Source organism: Aquitalea sp. ASV15 (assembly GCF_016429115.1).
GTDB lineage: Bacteria > Pseudomonadota > Gammaproteobacteria > Burkholderiales > Chromobacteriaceae > Aquitalea > Aquitalea magnusonii.
This window is the reverse complement of record NZ_JAELTZ010000027.1, coordinates 1-17,500: the sequence shown is the minus strand read 5'-3', so window position 1 is coordinate 17,500 and position 17,500 is coordinate 1. Positions and strand designations below refer to the sequence as shown.

The 17,500-nt window shown below is 58.8% G+C and carries 17 protein-coding genes; 4 read left to right on the top strand and 13 right to left on the bottom strand.

The window, feature by feature from the left end; all coding sequences use genetic code 11:
* Positions 1-64 precede the first annotated feature (64 nt).
* Positions 65-1,333 (bottom strand): dicarboxylate/amino acid:cation symporter, encoded by a 1,269-nt coding sequence (locus JHD64_RS13045; RefSeq protein ID WP_199053496.1) that lies wholly within the window; start codon positions 1,331-1,333, stop codon positions 65-67.
* 467 nt (positions 1,334-1,800) lie between these two features.
* Between JHD64_RS13045 and JHD64_RS13040 the strand changes: the two genes are divergently transcribed.
* Positions 1,801-2,562 carry a tyrosine-protein phosphatase gene (locus JHD64_RS13040; protein ID WP_199053495.1) on the top strand — a complete coding sequence of 254 codons (762 nt, stop codon included), beginning with the start codon at positions 1,801-1,803 and terminating at the stop codon, positions 2,560-2,562.
* Positions 2,563-3,068: 506 nt separating this feature from the next.
* Here the strand turns inward: JHD64_RS13040 and rpoD are convergent.
* From rpoD to gmk, 9 genes are all read right to left on the bottom strand, one after another.
* On the bottom strand, positions 3,069-4,997 hold the full coding sequence (gene rpoD / locus JHD64_RS13035; RefSeq protein ID WP_059284942.1) for an RNA polymerase sigma factor RpoD: 1,929 nt from the start codon (positions 4,995-4,997) through the stop codon (positions 3,069-3,071).
* Between the two features lie 71 nt (positions 4,998-5,068).
* Positions 5,069-6,850: a DNA primase gene (dnaG, locus tag JHD64_RS13030; RefSeq protein ID WP_199053494.1), complete on the bottom strand. Its 1,782-nt coding sequence runs from the start codon at positions 6,848-6,850 to the stop codon at positions 5,069-5,071.
* 63 nt (positions 6,851-6,913) lie between these two features.
* The gene (locus JHD64_RS13025) at positions 6,914-7,360 is read right to left on the bottom strand and encodes a GatB/YqeY domain-containing protein (protein WP_059284940.1); all 447 of its coding nucleotides are present in this window, start codon (positions 7,358-7,360) and stop codon (positions 6,914-6,916) included.
* A gap of 108 nt (positions 7,361-7,468) precedes the next feature.
* Positions 7,469-7,681: a 30S ribosomal protein S21 gene (gene rpsU / locus JHD64_RS13020; RefSeq protein WP_059284939.1), complete on the bottom strand. Its 213-nt coding sequence runs from the start codon at positions 7,679-7,681 to the stop codon at positions 7,469-7,471.
* Between the two features lie 130 nt (positions 7,682-7,811).
* Positions 7,812-8,606 (bottom strand): thiazole synthase, encoded by a 795-nt coding sequence (locus tag JHD64_RS13015; RefSeq protein WP_059284938.1) that lies wholly within the window; start codon positions 8,604-8,606, stop codon positions 7,812-7,814.
* A gap of 24 nt (positions 8,607-8,630) precedes the next feature.
* Positions 8,631-8,831 carry a sulfur carrier protein ThiS gene (thiS, locus tag JHD64_RS13010; protein ID WP_059284937.1) on the bottom strand — a complete coding sequence of 67 codons (201 nt, stop codon included), beginning with the start codon at positions 8,829-8,831 and terminating at the stop codon, positions 8,631-8,633.
* A gap of 3 nt (positions 8,832-8,834) precedes the next feature.
* Positions 8,835-10,991 carry a bifunctional (p)ppGpp synthetase/guanosine-3',5'-bis(diphosphate) 3'-pyrophosphohydrolase gene (locus JHD64_RS13005; RefSeq protein WP_199053493.1) on the bottom strand — a complete coding sequence of 719 codons (2,157 nt, stop codon included), beginning with the start codon at positions 10,989-10,991 and terminating at the stop codon, positions 8,835-8,837.
* Positions 10,992-11,014: 23 nt separating this feature from the next.
* Complete coding sequence (gene rpoZ, locus JHD64_RS13000) at positions 11,015-11,221, bottom strand: DNA-directed RNA polymerase subunit omega (RefSeq protein ID WP_059284935.1); 207 nt, start codon at positions 11,219-11,221, stop codon at positions 11,015-11,017.
* Positions 11,222-11,289: 68 nt separating this feature from the next.
* Positions 11,290-11,919, bottom strand: coding sequence for a guanylate kinase (gmk, locus tag JHD64_RS12995; RefSeq protein ID WP_059284934.1), 630 nt, complete (start codon positions 11,917-11,919; stop codon positions 11,290-11,292).
* 167 nt (positions 11,920-12,086) lie between these two features.
* Between gmk and JHD64_RS12990 the strand changes: the two genes are divergently transcribed.
* Positions 12,087-13,385, top strand: coding sequence for an NCS2 family permease (locus tag JHD64_RS12990; protein WP_059284933.1), 1,299 nt, complete (start codon positions 12,087-12,089; stop codon positions 13,383-13,385).
* Between the two features lie 99 nt (positions 13,386-13,484).
* Positions 13,485-14,042 (top strand): adenine phosphoribosyltransferase, encoded by a 558-nt coding sequence (locus tag JHD64_RS12985; RefSeq protein ID WP_059284932.1) that lies wholly within the window; start codon positions 13,485-13,487, stop codon positions 14,040-14,042.
* Between the two features lie 139 nt (positions 14,043-14,181).
* On the opposite strand, the gene JHD64_RS12980 is transcribed toward JHD64_RS12985, so the two are convergent.
* From JHD64_RS12980 to JHD64_RS12970, 3 genes are all read right to left on the bottom strand, one after another.
* Positions 14,182-14,778 (bottom strand): hypothetical protein, encoded by a 597-nt coding sequence (locus JHD64_RS12980; RefSeq protein WP_199053492.1) that lies wholly within the window; start codon positions 14,776-14,778, stop codon positions 14,182-14,184.
* Between the two features lie 129 nt (positions 14,779-14,907).
* A complete protein-coding gene (locus JHD64_RS12975) occupies positions 14,908-15,738 on the bottom strand; it encodes a DUF1700 domain-containing protein (protein ID WP_199053491.1) in 831 nt (276 codons plus the stop codon).
* Positions 15,735-16,073, bottom strand: a complete 339-nt coding sequence (locus tag JHD64_RS12970) for a PadR family transcriptional regulator (protein ID WP_059284929.1) — start codon at positions 16,071-16,073, stop codon at positions 15,735-15,737. Before JHD64_RS12970 ends, JHD64_RS12975 begins: the two co-directional genes overlap by 4 nt.
* A gap of 226 nt (positions 16,074-16,299) precedes the next feature.
* On the opposite strand from JHD64_RS12970, the gene JHD64_RS12965 reads away from it, so the two are divergent.
* Positions 16,300-17,337 carry a patatin-like phospholipase family protein gene (locus JHD64_RS12965; RefSeq protein WP_110313381.1) on the top strand — a complete coding sequence of 346 codons (1,038 nt, stop codon included), beginning with the start codon at positions 16,300-16,302 and terminating at the stop codon, positions 17,335-17,337.
* Positions 17,338-17,500 lie beyond the last annotated feature (163 nt).

Sequence of the window (17,500 nt, the reverse complement as noted above, 5' to 3'; positions counted from 1 at the left end):
TTGGGCAGGCCGGGTCTGTCACTGGATTTTTATAAGGTAAAACGGTGGCAGGGCCTTGGGGCGCTCAGGCCTGGTCTTCTGCCAGTGCCGGATTGCTCTGCGCTGCGCCAGCATCGATATCGCCTTCGGATGCAGCCACCACGGTGGTGGCAATCGCATTACCCAGCACATTGGTCGCGGTGCGGCCCATATCCAGGAAGTGGTCGATACCCAGGATCAGCAGAATGCCGGTTTCCGGCAGGTTGAACATCGGCAGTACCGCAGCCACCACCACCAGCGAGGCACGCGGCACGCCGGCAATGCCCTTGCTGGTGATCAGCAGGATCAGCAGCATGGTGATCTGCTGGCCCAGGCTCAGGTGGATGTTGGCTACCTGCGAGATAAACAGGGCGGCAAACGAGGTGTACATGATGGAGCCGTCCAGGTTAAACGAGTAACCCAGCGGCAGCACAAAGCCGGAAATGCGCTCCTTGATGCCAAAACGCTCCAGCTGTTCCAGCAGGGTCGGATAGGCAGCTTCACTGCTGGCGGTGGCAAAGCCCAGCATCAGCGGCATGCGGATGGTTTTCAGCAGACCAAAGATCTTCTTGCCGATAAAGCCATAAGCAGCAGCAATCATCAGCAGCCACAGGCAGGTCAGTGCCAGGTAGAAGCTGCCCATGAACTTGGCATACATCGACAGTACGCCCAGGCCATCGGCGGTAATGGTGGCAGCAACGGCACCAAACACACCCACCGGCGCAAACATCATCACGATGTTGGTGACGCGCAGCATGATGTTGGCCAGTTGTTCCAGACCCTTCATCAGGATGTCAGGCTTCGGACCCTTGTAGGAAGCGATGGCCACACCGAAGAACACCGAGAACACCACCACTTGCAGCACTTCGTTTTTCGCCATGGCGTCAAAGAAGCTGGTGGGGAACATATGGGTGATGAAGTCCTTCAGGTTCAGTGCCGTGGCTTTCACGACCGGAGCCGAAGCATCAGCCATCGGCAGGGTGTAACCCAGGCCCGGCTGCAGGGTATTGGCGAAAATCAGGCCCAGGAACAGGGAAACCAGCGAGGCCCCCATAAACCAGCCCATGGCTTTCAGGCCAACACGACCAATCGAACGGGAATCACTGCTGCCAATGCCATGCACCAGCGTGGACATCACCAGCGGGGCGATGATCATCTTGATCAGACGCATGAACACGTCGGTCAGGATGGAGAAGTAACCGGCAACGTCTTTCAGTTGCTTGGGATCGGTAATCGAGGTGTGACAGCCGTAGCCGACTGCGATGCCCAATACCAGGGCGATCAAGACCCACAGGGTAATCTTGTTGGTTTTCACGAGCGTTTCTCCAGAGTAACCCGGCTTTAAGACCGGTGTTGAGTCCGCTCGTATCAGCAGTAATCATGCCAGGAAAAATTCACGAAACAGCATGGCAAGCATTTGTTTTTAAACAATAAAATAAAAAATACAATGACATGCATTCGGAAATCCGAACAGGGCAGTGGAACAGCGTTTGGAAACCCGACCAAACAGACAGGAGAAAGCGGCATGCCGGCCGGCATGCCAGCGAGCTAGACCCGCGCGCAAGGAAAAAGTTTCCGCAATGCAGCATGAACTTGCGGCCAGTGCGCCAGCTCACCGCCAGCCGTTGGGTTGCGCACGGGAATCACCGACAATCATGTCGTCCCGCACATACCACACAGGGGACAGCGCATTCGACCAAGGGCGGCAGAGCAGAGCAGCTCCACGCTCCGGCCGCGGCACACCTCCTCACCACATGATGAAACCATACAAGGAACCCTAGCTTGCTCACCCTCACCAATTTTCGCGATCTGGGCGGCATTCCAAACAAGCATGGCAAACAACTGATCGACAAGCGGCTATTGCGCTCTGCCGAGCTGTCCCACCTCAGCCCGGAACAAGCACGACAACTGGCAGGACGATACCAGCTCGGCAAGATCATCGACTTCAGAAGTGCGGCAGAAACCCTGGAACGGCCTGATGTCAGCATTGCCCAAGCCCGCTATGTCCACATCGATCTGCTGGCCGAAGCACAACAGCAGGCGCAGGCCTCTATCGCGGCCTTCAGCCAGCTTGATAGCGTGAGCAAAACCACAGAATACATGCAGATGCTGTATCAGGAACTGGCGCTCTCCCCTGCTGCACAAGCGGGTTACCGGCAGTTTTTTCAGGAAGTGCTGGCCAATGATGCGGATAAAAGCGTGCTGTTTCATTGCGCTGCCGGCAAAGACCGCACCGGCATCGCCGCCATGCTGATGCTGGAAGTACTGGAGGTCTCCAGAACCCTGATTTATCACGACTACCTGAAAACCAACCACATGCGCAGCCAGGAGAATGCACGACTTGTTGCCCAGGCCGCCGCCGCGGGGGCTGACAAAGCCCAGCAAGCGGCCTTCGCCATTGCCCTACAGGTGGACAGCCGCTATCTGGACCGTTTTTACGCAACGGTAGAACAACATTACGCGGGAGTGGAAAACTATCTGCACACGGTGCTGCACATCGACCCGGCCAGCAGACAGCAATTGCAGCAGCGCTTGTTACGCTAAGCCCCGGACAAGCCGGCAGCAGCGCATGGCCATCCTGTCGCGGCAGATATGAAAAAGCCGCTGTGTGGATACACAGCGGCTTTTGATATTTGGTGGGCCCCCCGGGAGTCGAACCCGGCACCAACGGATTATGCTTACCAACTATGGCTTTCGCCACCCCTTTCGGGTTTGTGGTCTGGACTGTCTCTTGTCTTTACGACCTGCCCGTACAGTCTCTACACGTTCTCTCTTGCGAGAGCTTCGCTCGGGATTGCCACGCTGCCAAGGCAACAGAGGTTTCCCCGAATTTGAGCAGTTCTACCAAGGAGCAGAGTCAACTTGCGCCAAGGCAACCCAATTAGCGCGCTCCGTCCTCTGTCGAGTCTTAGGAGATCACTTGTTAAGTCCGCTGCTCTAACCAAGCATGAGCTAGAGGCCCGAAGGGGGGCATTATAGCAGAGACAAATAAAAATCCCCAAGCCCGGATGCAAGCGGCTTGGGGATGTTTTCCTGCCTACAAGGCCAGCTTACTGACCGCCCGGCTCATTATCCAGGAAGCTGCGCAGACGTTCCGAACGGGTCGGGTGACGCAGCTTGCGCAGGGCCTTGGCTTCGATCTGACGAATCCGCTCGCGCGTCACGTCAAACTGCTTGCCCACTTCTTCCAGGGTGTGGTCGGTATTCATGTCGATACCAAAACGCATGCGCAACACCTTGGCCTCACGCGGGGTCAGGGTGTCCAGCACTTCCTTGGTGGCGTCCTTCAGGCTGGAGTACATCGCCGCATCAGACGGTGCCAGGTTGTTCTGGTCCTCGATGAAGTCACCCAGATGGGAATCGTCGTCATCGCCGATCGGGGTTTCCATGGAGATGGGCTCCTTGGAAATCTTCATGATCTTGCGAATCTTCTCTTCCGGCATTTCCATCTTTTCCGCCAGTTCGGCCGGGTCCGGCTCACGGCCGGTTTCCTGCAGGATCTGACGCGAAATGCGGTTCATCTTGTTGATGGTTTCGATCATGTGCACCGGGATACGGATGGTGCGGGCCTGGTCCGCAATGGAGCGGGTGATGGCCTGACGAATCCACCAGGTGGCATAGGTCGAGAACTTGTAACCACGACGGTATTCGAACTTGTCCACCGCCTTCATCAAGCCGATATTGCCTTCCTGGATCAAATCGAGGAACTGCAGGCCACGGTTGGTGTACTTCTTGGCAATGGAAATCACCAGACGCAGGTTGGCCTCGATCATTTCCTTCTTGGCGCGGCGTGCCTTGGACTCACCCGCCGACATCTGGCGGTTGATTTCCTTGAGCTCCTTGATCGGCAGCATGGCGCGATCCTGCAGCTCGGACAGCTTGGTCTGCTTCTCGATGATGGCGTACTTGAAGCGGGTCAGCGCCTCGCTCCAGGCCTTGCCGGAATCGATTTCGGTTTCCACCCAGGCGGTATTGATTTCGTTGCCGGGGAAGACCTTGATGAAGTGGGTGCGGTCCATGCGTACGCGCGTCACGCAGATATCCTGGATATCACGCTCGAAGGTACGGATTTCATTGACACGACGACGCAGCGATTCGCACAGCGATTCGATCTGGCGGGTGGAGAAGCGCACCATCATGAATTCGGTGGTGATGGCGTCTTGCAGCTCCAGATAAGCCTTGGACTTGGAGCCTTCCTTTTCCAGCACCTTGACCATCTTGTCGAACATCATGCGAACGCCGGCAAAGTGCTCCAGCGTTTGCTGCTTCAGTTCTTCCAGATTGGCCAGGTTGGCGGCTTCGGCACTGGCTTCGTCGTCTTCAGCGTCGGCTTCCTCGTCTTCGAGCAGGGCGTCTTCCTCGATTTCCGGTTCGGCAAACGGCAGGGCCGCTTCAGCCGTATCGGCGTTCGGATCGATGAAACCATCCACTACTTCGTCAACGCGGATTTCTTCCTTGCTGATGCGCTCGACCAGTTCCAGCACCTCGGCCACGGTTCCCGGACAAGCCGAGATGGCCAGGATCATGTGCTTGAGGCCGTCTTCGATGCGCTTGGCGATTTCGATTTCGCCTTCGCGGGTCAACAGCTCGACCGAGCCCATTTCGCGCATGTACATGCGCACCGGGTCGGTGGTGCGGCCGAACTCGGAGTCGACCGAGGACAAGGCTGCCTCGGCTTCTTCCACCGCGTCTTCATCCGCCACGGCCGGGGTGGCATCGGACATCAGCAGGGTTTCTGCGTCCGGGGCTTCGTCGTAAACCTGGATGCCCAGGCCGGAAATCATCGTGACGATGTTTTCGATCTGTTCGGCATCGGAGACATCTTCCGGAAGGTGGTCGTTGATCTCAGCATAGGTGAGATAGCCACGTTCCTTGCCCAGGGCAATCAGCTGGCGCAGGCGTTTACGCTGCTCTTCCAGGCTCATTACCTGTTCTTCGTTGTCCTGCACGTCTTTTTGATTTTCGGGAGAGGCCGCCATTTTGCTTCCTGCTTAAAATAAGCCGAAAAAAACAGTTGATTATAACACAACTACGTCACTTCTGCCCTGGCTCACGGGGATGAGCCGAGCAGGTCTCGGAGCAGTTCCCTGAATAATGCTTTCTCTTCCGGCGTTAGACCTTCGTTGCGGTCTTTCAGTTTTAGCCTTTCCACCTGGGCTTCACGCAGCATTTTCAACAGCTTGGCGTTGCCGTGCTGAAACTGGATGCGATCATCCTCGCCGGGGTCGGCAAACTCGTCCGGATCCTGCATGGCCTGGTGCAGCACACTGTCGATCAGCCCTTCGTAGGGGGTGCCGCGCAGCCCCTCTATCAATTGCGCCGTATTGGGCGGCTGTTCGTGTCCCTGCACACTTTCGGCCAACATCGCAAAGCAGGCCAGTTCGTCGGACAGCGGCAGGCTGTCCGGCAATGTCACATCACCGGCCCACGCCGGATTCATCAGCAGCCACTTGATCTGCTTGTGGACGATGGGCGTGTTGATCTGGCGATATGATTCTTCCGGCAAGCGGTATTCGCGCTTGCCCTTGCGCTCCGGCGCCTTCTTGCCCGTGGTCAGCATGTCGAAATCGTCGACATCCATGCCGGCGAGTTCCGCCAGCCTTTTTCTGATCATGAAGCCCAGCGCCGGTGCGGCAATCTGTGCCAGTAGCGGGCTGGCCTGCTTGATCAGGTCGGCCCGCCCTTCCGGCGTATTCATGTCCACGCGGCCAGTCAGCTCGCGGGTAAAGTAAACCGACAGCGGCAGGCTGTGCTCTGCCAGCTGCTGTTCAAATGCTTCGCTGCCGAATTCCCGGATATAGCTGTCCGGGTCGTGTTCCTGCGGCAAAAACAGGAAATTCAGCGCCTTGCCATCCTGCAATTGCGGCAGGCTGTTTTCCAGTGCACGCCAGGCGGCTTTCTGCCCGGCCTTGTCGCCATCAAAACAGAAATACACCTGGTCGGCATGGCGCATCAGCTTGCGCACATGCTCACCAGTGGTGGCGGTGCCCAGCGTGGCCACCGCATAGCCGATGCCATATTGCGCCAGCGCCACCACGTCCATATAACCTTCCACCACCAGTACGCGGTTCTTTTCGCGGATGGCCTGGCGGGCTTCATACAGGCCGTACAGTTCGCGGCCTTTTTCGAACAGCACCGTTTCCGGCGAGTTCAGATACTTGGGTTCCCCCTTGCCCAGCACCCGGCCACCAAAACCGATGATGGCGCCGCGCTGGTTGCGGATGGGAAACATCACCCGCTCACGGAAGCGGTCGTAACGCTTGCCGCTTTCTTCATTCAGGATCACCAGGCCGGCATCCACCAGCTTGTCGTCCTGGTACTGCGGGAACACAGCCTGCAGGTTCTGCCATTCGCCCGGTGCATACCCCAGACCGAAGCGGCCGGCAATTTCACCACTGACGCCGCGGCCTTTCAGATAGCTGATGGCAAGCGGCGCGGATTTGAGTTGCTGCTTGAAATAGCCTGCTGCCAGCTGCATCACTTCTTCCAGCGACAACTGACGCTCGCGCGCTGCCCGGCTGGCTTCCGGATTGCTGCTGCGCACTTCCGGCACTTGCATGCCGATGCTTTCCGCCAGCATCTTCACCGCGTCGACAAAACCCAGCCCCTGGTATTCCATGACGAAACCGATGGCCGAGCCATGCGCGCCACAACCAAAGCAGTGATAGAACTGCTTGCTGGGACTGACAGTGAAGGAAGGGGATTTTTCCTTGTGGAAAGGACAGCAGGCCAGATAATTCTGGCCGGCCTTCTTCAGCGGGACATAGCGATCCACCACGTCGACCAGATCGACACGGGACAGCAACTGATCAACAAAGTCCTGTGGAATCAACGGCGAATACCTGCCTTAACACGAGGGAACAAAATACCGGGCCTGACCGCGCCCGGCCACAGCTCAGGCGGTCAGCCTGGCCTTGATGCGGGCTGACACCAGCGCCATATCGGCACGGCCAGCCAGTTGCGGGCGCAGCAGGCCCATGACCTTGCCCATGTCCTGCATGGAGGCAGCACCGCTATCGACCACGGCCTTGGCGACCAGCTCGTCGATTTCCGCCTCGGACAGCTGCTGCGGCATATAGGCCATCAGCACGGTCATTTCGGCCTTTTCCTTGTCGGCCAGATCCTGGCGCTGGGCGGCTTCGTACTGGGAGATGGAGTCACGACGCTGCTTGAGCATCTTGTCGATCACCACCACGATGGCTGCATCATCCAGCTCGATACGCTCGTCCACTTCCTTTTGCTTGATGGCGGCCATCAACAGGCGGATGGCGGCCAGACGCTCGGTGTCCTTTGCCTTCATGGCGGACTTCATGTCATCGCTGATGCGAACTTTGAGGCTCATGTCGTGCTCACGCAAGGGCCATGTCGAGACATGGCAGTAGAATTCTGGAGTACAAATGGCAAAACCGCAGGCCATGCCTGCGGTCCCGCTTTATTGCCGGAGCAACTCTTAGAAGAGTTTCGGCGGCAGCATCTGGCTGCGAATGCGCTTGTAGTGGCGCTTTACGGCAGCAGCGTGCTTGCGCTTGCGTTCGGTGGTCGGCTTTTCGTAGAACTCACGGGCGCGCAGTTCGGTCAGCAGACCGGTTTTTTCTACAGCGCGCTTGAAGCGACGCATGGCGACTTCGAACGGCTCGTTTTCTTTAACGCGAATATTCGGCATTGACTCAAGTATCCTTAGATCCGTAGGTATGGACGTACCGCTACCTATAAAAAACAGCATTTTAACAACAATACGCGGTTTGGAAAAGTCTGAAGCATTCCCGGCAAGCTTTTTGTGGCGCTTTTGTGCATCACGGCTTGCGAGAAGAAATCACCCCCTCACTAGGAGAACTTGGTACAGCGCTATAAAAACGTTTCGGCATGCGCTCCGCACAATAGGCGGCGCGGCCTGCTTCGACAGCCAGTTTCATGGCATGTGCCATCAATACGGGATTGCCGGCAGCGGCAATCGCGGTATTCATCAGCACGCCATCACAACCCAGTTCCATGGCGATGGCCGCATCGGAGGCGGTACCCACCCCGGCATCCACCAGCACCGGAACACTGGATTGCTCGATGATCAGTTTCAGATTCCACGGATTGAGAATGCCCATGCCAGAGCCGATCAGACTGGCCAGCGGCATGATGGCGCAGCAGCCGATCTGTTCCAGCTCGCGGGCGATGATCGGGTCATCCGAGGTGTACACCATGACGTCAAAGCCCTCGGCGACCAGCACTTCGGCGGCTTTCAGGGTTTCCTTGACATTGGGGAACAGGTTGCCGGAGTCGCCCAGCACCTCCAGCTTGACCAGACGGTGGTCATCCAGCAGCTCGCGCGCCAGGCGCAAGGTACGGATGGCATCCTCGGCGGAATAACAGCCCGCCGTATTGGGGAGCAGAGTGTAACGGTTCTGCGGCAAAAAATCGAGCAGATTGGGCTCGCCGGCGTTTTGACCCAGATTCACGCGCCGAATCGCCACGGTGACGATGTCGCAACCAGAGGCATCCAGCGCCTGGGCGGTTTGTTCGAAATCGCGATATTTGCCGGTTCCGACCAGCAAACGGGAATTATATGCCTTGCCTGCGATGACCAGTTGATCCTGCACTGTCTACTCCTTGCTACGGTGTTATCAGCCGCCGCCAACGGCAACGACGATTTCCAGTTCATCCCCGTCAGCCAGCGCGGCCAGGCCGTGTTGGCTGCGAGGTACGATCTCGCCATTGAGCTCGACGGCAACCCGCTTGCCGACCAGTTCCAGCGCCTGCACCAGCTCCGCCACGGTAGCCAGCGCGGCAAATTCCTTCACTTCGCCATTGATGCGCAACTGCATGGCTTATCTCCTCTCCGCTCGCTGCACCACCACCAGATTCTGGACCTCGTTCAGCACCCGCGACAGATGCTCGACGCTTTCCACCTGCAGGCGGAAATGGATGTGAATGAAGCCGTCGCCCACATGGGTATCCTGGGTATCGACGCTTTCGATATTGGCCGAGGCCTGCGAGATGGCGGCGGCGATATCGGCCAGCGCACCGCGCTCATTGCGCGCCAGCACGCTGACGCTGACGCCGAACATGCGGTCGCGCTGGGTTTCCCAGTTGACGTTAAGCAGCTTGTCGTGATCGACACGCTGCACATTCGGACAGCTTATCCGGTGAATCACCAGACCCTGGCCCTTGGTGATGACGCCAAGGATTTCATCTCCCGGCAAGGGATTGCAACAGCTGGACAGCTGCACCGTGCCGCCTTCGTTGCCACGGATGGTGACCGGGCCCACCTTGACGTCCTCGCCCAGGCGCTCGCCGGCCAGCTCGACCAGACGCCGCGCCACGGCAATCGGCAGCAGCTTGCCGGCACCGATTTCCGCCAGCACTTCCTGGAAGCCCTGCAGCTTGTCGCCATGCACGGCCATGTATTCGGCCTTGAGCGCGTCGTCCAGCAGCAGCGGCGACACCGCCAGCGCACCAATCGCCTGCTTGAGCAGCTTTTCGCCCAGCGTGGATGCTTCTTCGCGCTGCAGGCTCTTCAGATAGTTACGAATGCCGGAGCGCGCACGCCCACTCTGCACAAAGGTCAGCCAGGACGGATTGGGCTTGGCCTGGGTGGAGGTAATGACTTCAACGGTATCGCCATTGCGCAGCACGGTACGCAAGGGCATCAGCACATGATTGACCCGTGCGGCAATACAGCGATGGCCGACATCGGTATGCACGGCATAGGCAAAGTCGACCGGGGTGGAGCCCTGCGGCAGCACCATGATCTTGCCCTTGGGGGTGAACACGTACACTTCGTCGGGGAACAGGTCGATCTTGATGTGCTCGAGGAATTCAACGGCGTCGTCACTCTCCTCCTGCATGTCCAGCAGGCTTTGCAGCCACTGGTGCGTGCGCTGCTGGGCGGTATTGATGCCGGCGTCGCCACTCTTGTACATCCAGTGCGAAGCCACACCGGCTTCGGCCACGCCATTCATTTCGCGGGTACGGATCTGCATTTCCACCGGCGTGCCATAAGGGCCGAACAGGGTGGTATGCAGGCTTTGATAGCCATTGCCCTTGGGGATGGCGATGTAATCCTTGAATTTGCCCGGAATGGGCTTGTACAGGCTGTGCAGGGCCCCCAGCGCCAGATAACAGCTGGGAATGTCGTTGACCACCACACGGAAGCCGTAGATATCCAGCACCTCGGAAAACGACAGGTGCTTTTCCTGCATTTTCTTGTAGATGCTGTAGAGGTTTTTCTCGCGCCCCTTGATGGTGGCTTCGATATTGCTTTCCACCAGCCGCTGGCTGACGGTTTTCAGAATCTTGTTGACCACCTCGCGGCGATTGCCACGGGCGGCGCGCACCGCCTTGGACAGTACGCTGTAGCGGTGCGGATGCAGGTGCTTGAAGGCCAGGTCCTGCAGCTCGCGGTACACCTTGTTCTGGCCGATGCGGTTGGCAATCGGTGCGTAAATTTCCAGCGTTTCCAGCGCGATGCGCTGGCGCTTGTCCTCGCGCATGGAGTCCAGCGTCCGCATATTGTGCAGGCGGTCGGCCAGCTTGACGATGATGACGCGGATGTCGCGCGCCATGGCCAGCACCATCTTGCGGAAGTTTTCCGCCTGGGCGGTTTCCTTGGTCTGGTATTCCAGCCTTTCCAGCTTGGACAGGCCATCCACCAGATCCGCCACCACCTTGCCGAATTTCTCGGCCAGGGTGGGCTTGGTGACGCCGGTATCTTCCAGCACATCATGCAGCAAGGCAGCAGCCAGCCCCTGCACATCCAGCCGCCAGTCGGTCAGCATGGTAGCGACCGCCAGCGGATGGGTGATGTAGGGCTCGCCACTCTTGCGGGTCTGGCCTTCGTGCGCCTCGCGGCTGACATCGAAGGCCTGGCGCAGCAACTGTACGTCTTCCGGTTTGAGATAACGGGCGGCTGCCTCGAAAAATGCCGCCGCTTCGCGTTCGATCAGTGCCTTGTAATCGATGGCGATATCAAGCCCGGTCTCCATGTGTCGCTCCGCCTGCACCCTGATCAGCTCTTGCTACGGGTGAGAACTTCCTTGCCTACATGGCCGGCGGCGATTTCGCGCAGCGCAACGACCGTGGGCTTGTGACGGCCGGCATCCACAAAGGAAGTCGCGCCGGAGGCAACCTGACGGGCGCGATAGGCTGCAGCCAGAGTCAGGTCAAAACGGTTCTGGATGCGATCCAGGCAATCATCTACGGTAATACGTGCCATGTGATTTCTTTCGTAAATTGCGCGATGTGGATAACTATATCGAGTTTTGCCGGAGCAACCAATGCGTGCTAGTCGCGCTGCACGCCCATGCGGGCCAGTGCCGGCGCCAGTCGCTGGGTTTGCACCGATGCACGCAGGCGGCGTGCGCGGAAAATGCTGACCAGATCGCCCTTGGCACGTTCGAAATCGTCATTGACCACGATGTAGTCGTATTCGGCTACCTTGTCGATTTCCGAACGGGCCGAAGCCAGACGGCGCAGAATCACTTCTTCGCTGTCGGTACCGCGGCCGCGCAGGCGGCGTTCCAGTTCTTCGATGGAAGGCGGCAGAATGAAAATGCCGACCGCCTCCGGGAATACCTTGCGCACCTGCTCTGCCCCCTGCCAGTCGATTTCCAGCAGGATGTCACGGCCCTGTTCCAGCCGGCTTTGCAGCCAGCGCACACTGGTGCCGTAAAAATTGCCGTATACCTCGGCATACTCCAGAAAATCCTGACCCTCGATCATGGCCTGGAATTCGGCATGCCCGACAAAGTGATAGTGCTGGCCATCCACTTCACCGGCGCGCGCAGGGCGCGTGGTGTAGGAAACGGACAGTTCGACAGTGGGCTCTGCCTGCAGCAAAGCCGCCACCAGCGAGGTTTTGCCTGCACCGGAAGGTGCCACCACGATATAGATGTTCCCGACTGCTTTGCTCATCAATTGAGCTTCCTGCCAAAGAAAGGGTAATTTTTCAGAATACCACAGAGTGCATTTCCGGTTAAGAGCAAAAGTATCTTCATGTCAAGATTTAGGTGTTTGTCTTCACACCGAAGTAAAATCCCGCGTCTTCACCAAACCATAACAAGGCTCGGAGCATCTCTGTCATGCAACTACTGGAAAGCTTTTTCAAGCTGAGGGAACACGGCACTTCGGTCAAGACCGAAGTGATCGCCGGCTTCACCACCTTTCTGACCATGGCTTACATCATTCTGGTCAATCCGCTGATTCTGTCCGCCACCGGCATGGACCTGAACGCAGTATTTGTCGCAACCTGCCTGGCCGCTGCGCTGGGTACCGCCATCATGGGCCTGGTGGCCAATTATCCGATGGCTCTGGCGCCGGGCATGGGCCTGAACGCCTACTTCACCTTCAGCGTGGTCAAGGGCATGGGGATCCCCTGGCAGGCGGCACTGGGTGCGGTATTCATTTCCGGCATCGTCTTTCTGGCCGTCAGCCTGTTCAAGGTGCGTGAGGCCATTGTCAATGCCATTCCGCGTTCGCTCAAGTTTGCCATTTCTGCCGGCGTCGGCATGTTCCTGGCCATTATCGCGCTGAAAGATGCCGGTGTGATCGCCGCCCATCCGGCTACCTACCTGACGCTGGGCAATATCCACAACCCGACCACCCTGCTGGCCATTCTGGGCTTCTTCCTGATCGTGGCGCTGGAATACCGCAAGGTGCCGGGCTCCATCATCATCGGCATCCTGGTGGTGACTGCGCTGTCCATCGCGCTGGGCCTGTCCAAGTTCGAAGGTATCTTCGCTCCGGTACCGAGCATGGAGCCCACCTTCATGAAGATGGACCTGCATGGTGCCATGAGCGCCGGCCTGGTGGGGGTGATCTTCGTGTTCTTCTTTGTCGACTTGTTTGACACCACCGGCACCCTGGTGGGTGTGTCGCACCGTGCCGGCCTGCTGGACAAGGATGGCAAGCTGCCGCGCCTGAAGCGCGCCCTGCTGGCCGATTCGGTGGCCATTACCGCCGGTGCCATCATGGGCACCTCGTCCACCACGGCCTATATCGAATCCGCCGCCGGCACCGCCGTGGGTGGCCGTACCGGCCTGACCGCCACCGTGGTGGCCATCCTGTTCCTGGCCTGCCTGTGGATTTCGCCGCTGGCCAAGACCGTTCCGGCCTACGCCACCGCTCCGGCACTGTGCTATGTGGCCGTGCTGATGGCTCGCGGCCTGGCGGAAATCGACTGGAACGACCTGACCGAATCCGCCCCGGCGGTAATGACCGCGCTGGCCATGCCGTTTACCTTCTCGATTGCCGACGGTATCGCTTTCGGCTTCATCAGCTATGCTGTGATCAAGATTCTGGCTGGCCGTTTTGCCGACCTGAAACCGGCCGTGGTGGTGATTGCCGCGCTGTGGATCTTCAAGCTGGCCTTCTTCGCCTGATCGACATCAGACACACGGGGCCTGCCGCTTATTGCGGCGGGCCTTTTTACTTTCAGCGCCGCCAGACACGATCGCTTCATTTGAAAGTACAATAGCGCCATGGAAAATCTCAGCAATCTCGACTATGCCAGCTACCTCAAGGGCTGGATCCGCACCGTACCCAACTGGCCCAGCCAGGGCGTGATGTTCCGCGACATCACCCCACTGCTGCAAAACCCCAAAACCTTCCGCATGCTGATCGACATCTATGTCCATCGCTACATGCAAGAGGAAGTGGACCTGATTGCCGGCCTGGATGCCCGCGGCTTCATCATCGGTTCGGTACTGGCTTACGAACTGAATGTCGGCTTCGTGCCCATCCGCAAGAAAGGCAAGCTGCCCTTCACCACGGTGGCGGAAGAATACGAACTGGAATACGGCAACGCCACCGTGGAGATTCATACCGACGCCTGCAAGGCGGGGGACCGGGTGATTCTGATTGACGACCTCATCGCCACCGGCGGCACCATGATGGCTGGCTACAATCTGCTGAAAAAGCTGGGCGCCAATGTACTGGAAGCAGCCACCATCATCGAACTGCCCGAACTGGGTGGCGGCCAGCTGATTCGCGATGCCGGCCTGGATGTATTCACCGTGTGCTCTTACGAAGGCCACTAGCCACAGCCGCGCCGGTTCACGCTGCGTGACCCTGCAGTAGCGGATCGAGCGGAACAGACAGGAAGCAGCCTGCGCCTTCTCCAGGCTGCCGCCTGGCTGACATCAAGCGACTGCGCTCTTTCGCGCTAGCACGCACCGCTCAGCGCTGCTCATATTCTGCAGGTGGACGTAGCATGCAGAAAAAGGACAGCGCTGAGTCGTCCCCAAGCCGCAGGCCATTCCCGGCAAGCTCAATACTGCCGTTTAGCAGCAAATAGAACTGCCGGTCGGTGCCAGCCCAGTAACGCGGCATGGAAGCTGGCATGGGCAATGCCGCTAGCGCTGGCGGCAACTTGCCACCATGGAGCGCCACGCCGATCTTGCGCAATTCCCGTACGAAATCATCGATGCCCGGTTGGCACACCTGCCCACTGACCCAGAATGATCCTGCGGCACCACCCAAATGCACGTTCTGCAAGCATGCACGCCCAAGGAGGAGTGGCCCGGCAATGGTTTTATCGCCCACGCCCCCTGCCGCAGCCGACTTTCCCAATGCCTCCATACGCTGTACGGCCAGGCCGACCGGCACACTCGGGCTGACCACCTCCGCCCATGGCAGCTGACAAGAGAGCAAGCGCAGCAGCAGCCTATCCTGCTCCAGGGCAGCATCAGCCGGCTGTGCCATACCAGGCAGACCATACAGGCTGGCGCCCAGCAGCAGTACACCGCATACCATGCGGGTGAGAACACGGACCATGTCAAAGCTCCTTGAACAGCCGCAATACCGGTTAGCGACACAGGCCGCAGTGTAGGACCTCTTGCCTGCCACGCCCACTGGCCGTCCCGCCCTCATCCCGTCCACTCCTGCCGTTGCGCTCATGCAAAGCTAGACTGGAGCACCACGCGCCCTGTCCAGAACAGCCAGCTGGTAACGGCCATAGGACAGCAGACCGCGCCAGGTCCAGCGCGCCAGCAAGTAGCACAGAAACACGCCGCCGCCACCCAGCGCCATCAATAGCAAGCCGGTCAGCAGCATGCCATGGCGACTCAAGCCCCAGTCCAGGCCAGCGATATCCACCTGCCCGGTTTCATCCTTGATCTGCAGCCGGCCAAGCGCCTCACTGGCATTGCGCTCCAGGCTGACCGTGCCATCTCTGGACTGGATATGGATGCTGGCCCGGCCGGACGACGCCTCCCGCACCACATCAACCGTTTCGCCGCGACTGCCCCGGATATGAATGTTCCCCGCCGGGCCGCCCTGGGCAAAATCGGACCAGATGGCCCGTACATCACGCGATTCATGAATGGCCGGCCAGCCAAACAGTTCATTGCACGCCAGGGTGCCAAACAGCAGCAGGCCGCCAATCAGGATGCCGGTGGAAGCCAGCGCCGCCATGGTCAGCAGCCACAGATAAAACAGGAAGGGAATGGCCAGCATGAAATTGAGAAAGCCCAGGCCGGCAATGGCGCCCACCACGGCAAACAGGTTGCCGAAGCTCTTGCGGCTCTCCCAGCGTGCCATGTGATGACGTGCCATCAGTTCGCGCGCCAACTGCTGCGGCTCGCCCAGGGCAGCTGCAATATCCGCTTCGCTGCGGCCTGCCGCCAGACCATCGCGGAAGTATTCCTGATAATCCGCAATGATGTCTTGCCTCTCCCCTTCCGGCAGCCGAGACAAAGCATCCTGCAATTGTTTGATGAATTCCTGCTGCTTCATGCTGATTCTCCCTTGGCCCGCCCTGCGGCCAGTTGCAACACACTGTTCACATCGCCGACGAACTCTTGCCATTCCTGCTGCATCAGCACCAACTGTTGCCGCCCTGCAGCAGTCAGGGTGTAGTACTTGCGTGAAGGTCCGCTGGCCGACTCCACCAGGTAGGTCGACACCCAGGCTTCCGCCTGCAGCCGGCGCATCAGCGGGTACATGGTGCCTTCGCTCACCTCCATGCTGCGCGACAGAATGCTCACCAGTTCGTAGGCATAGCTGTCTCCCGCCGCCAGTGCGGCCAGCACGCACATATCCAGCGTGCCCTTTTTCAACTGCGTTTTCATACTCGGACTCCCATACCTTGCATTACACGGTAGAGGGCCGTGCACTGCACAAGGACAAGCCGCATATTATTCCCATCTACAGTGCATTACAAGGTACATGGTAAAACCACGTAGATCGGCCCACTCAGCCGCAGCGCTTTTTATCTGAAATTTCTTCCAATAAAAAAAGTAATTTCACAATCCATAACGCATAATTTCAGATATCTCCCCAATCGGAAGTACACGCATGAGCTCCAACAAGAAAACTCTGGCACTGGTGCTGGGTGGCGGTGCGCCCAATGCCACGCTGATGGCTGGTTCGCTGGTGGCCTTTATCGAAGCAGGCGTCGAGTTCGACATCATCTCCACCTCGGGCGCAGGCGCGATTGTCGGCCTGCTGTATACCGCGGCCAAAGGACAGGACCCCAAGGCTGCACTGGAAAAACTGGCCGACATGGGCGTGGCCGATGCGCTGTATGCCGCCTTCCCGGTCAATTTCAAGGTGTTCAACAAACCCGGCCCGCTGGCCGACATCTGGCGGCAATGGCAGCAGGCCAATCCGCTACTGCAGGCCATCCAGGCCCAGGCCGACCAGGGCCCCTTGCAACGGCTGGCTGCCGACTGGAGCAGCTACTTGATGGCCAGCCTCTGCCCCAGCAATCTGAACGCCCAAAGCCAGGGCTTGTGCGCCCATGTGCCCTTCATCGACCAGGTGGTGGACTTTGCCAGACTGGCCGACATCAAGCCGCAGTTTTACCTGAATGCCTACAACCTCAGCCAAAAGCGCATGGACTGCTGGAACAAGCAGCAGATCAACCATGAACACTTTCTGGCCGCGCTGTCCTTCCCGTTGATCTACCCGCCTTATCTGCTGGATGGCGATTACTTCATCGAAGGCGCGGCCATTGACACCCTCAACTTCAAGCGCCTGTTCCAGGATCACCCTTATATCGATACCACCGTGGTGTTCGATGTATTGGGCAGCGAACAGCTGCTGCACCCACCGCGCGATCTGTACGATGCCTGGGTGCAGTCCATCATTACCCCGCTGACCGAAATTGCCCGTGATGACCTGAAGCTGTTCGAGGCCCTGCATAACAAGGATGCCGAGGGCAAGCCGCGTACCAAGTTGCTGCGCGTGGCTTACGACCAGTTCATCCGTCCGGAGCAGCGTGAGCAGGAGCTGGATTGGTCTTACTCCAACCTGTCGCAGATGTATCAGGCCGGCTATGCTGCCGGCCAGGCATTGTGCCGCGACCATGCCGCCGAACTGGGCCTGGCCTGATTCTGCCGCCACCATGCAACAAGGGCTGCCATGGCCGCCCTTGTTCACAACACCGCAATACCTCTACCCGCTCAGTACCACTCAATCCCGGCCTTCTCGGTGGAGATGATGGTGCCGGCTTCGCCCTTCACGATCTTCTCGATGTCTTCCAGCGCGCCAATCA

Bases quoted from the DNA above. Each gene is read 5' to 3' on its own strand.
- rpoD (WP_059284942.1), bottom strand. From the start codon at position 4,997: ATGGCGGCCTCTCCCGAAAATCAAAAAGACGTGCAGGACAACGAAGAA.
- JHD64_RS13025 (WP_059284940.1), bottom strand. From the start codon at position 7,360: ATGAGCCTCAAAGTTCGCATCAGCGATGACATGAAGTCCGCCATGAAG.
- rpsU (WP_059284939.1), bottom strand. From the start codon at position 7,681: ATGCCGAATATTCGCGTTAAAGAAAACGAGCCGTTCGAAGTCGCCATG.
- thiS (WP_059284937.1), bottom strand. From the start codon at position 8,831: ATGCAGTTGCGCATCAATGGCGAAGTGAAGGAATTTGCCGCGCTGGCT.
- JHD64_RS13005 (WP_199053493.1), bottom strand. From the start codon at position 10,991: ATGGAGACCGGGCTTGATATCGCCATCGATTACAAGGCACTGATCGAA.
- rpoZ (WP_059284935.1), bottom strand. From the start codon at position 11,221: ATGGCACGTATTACCGTAGATGATTGCCTGGATCGCATCCAGAACCGT.
- gmk (WP_059284934.1), bottom strand. From the start codon at position 11,919: ATGAGCAAAGCAGTCGGGAACATCTATATCGTGGTGGCACCTTCCGGT.
- JHD64_RS12990 (WP_059284933.1), top strand. From the start codon at position 12,087: ATGCAACTACTGGAAAGCTTTTTCAAGCTGAGGGAACACGGCACTTCG.
- JHD64_RS12985 (WP_059284932.1), top strand. From the start codon at position 13,485: ATGGAAAATCTCAGCAATCTCGACTATGCCAGCTACCTCAAGGGCTGG.
- JHD64_RS12980 (WP_199053492.1), bottom strand. From the start codon at position 14,778: ATGGTCCGTGTTCTCACCCGCATGGTATGCGGTGTACTGCTGCTGGGC.
- JHD64_RS12975 (WP_199053491.1), bottom strand. From the start codon at position 15,738: ATGAAGCAGCAGGAATTCATCAAACAATTGCAGGATGCTTTGTCTCGG.
- JHD64_RS12970 (WP_059284929.1), bottom strand. From the start codon at position 16,073: ATGAAAACGCAGTTGAAAAAGGGCACGCTGGATATGTGCGTGCTGGCC.
- JHD64_RS12965 (WP_110313381.1), top strand. From the start codon at position 16,300: ATGAGCTCCAACAAGAAAACTCTGGCACTGGTGCTGGGTGGCGGTGCG.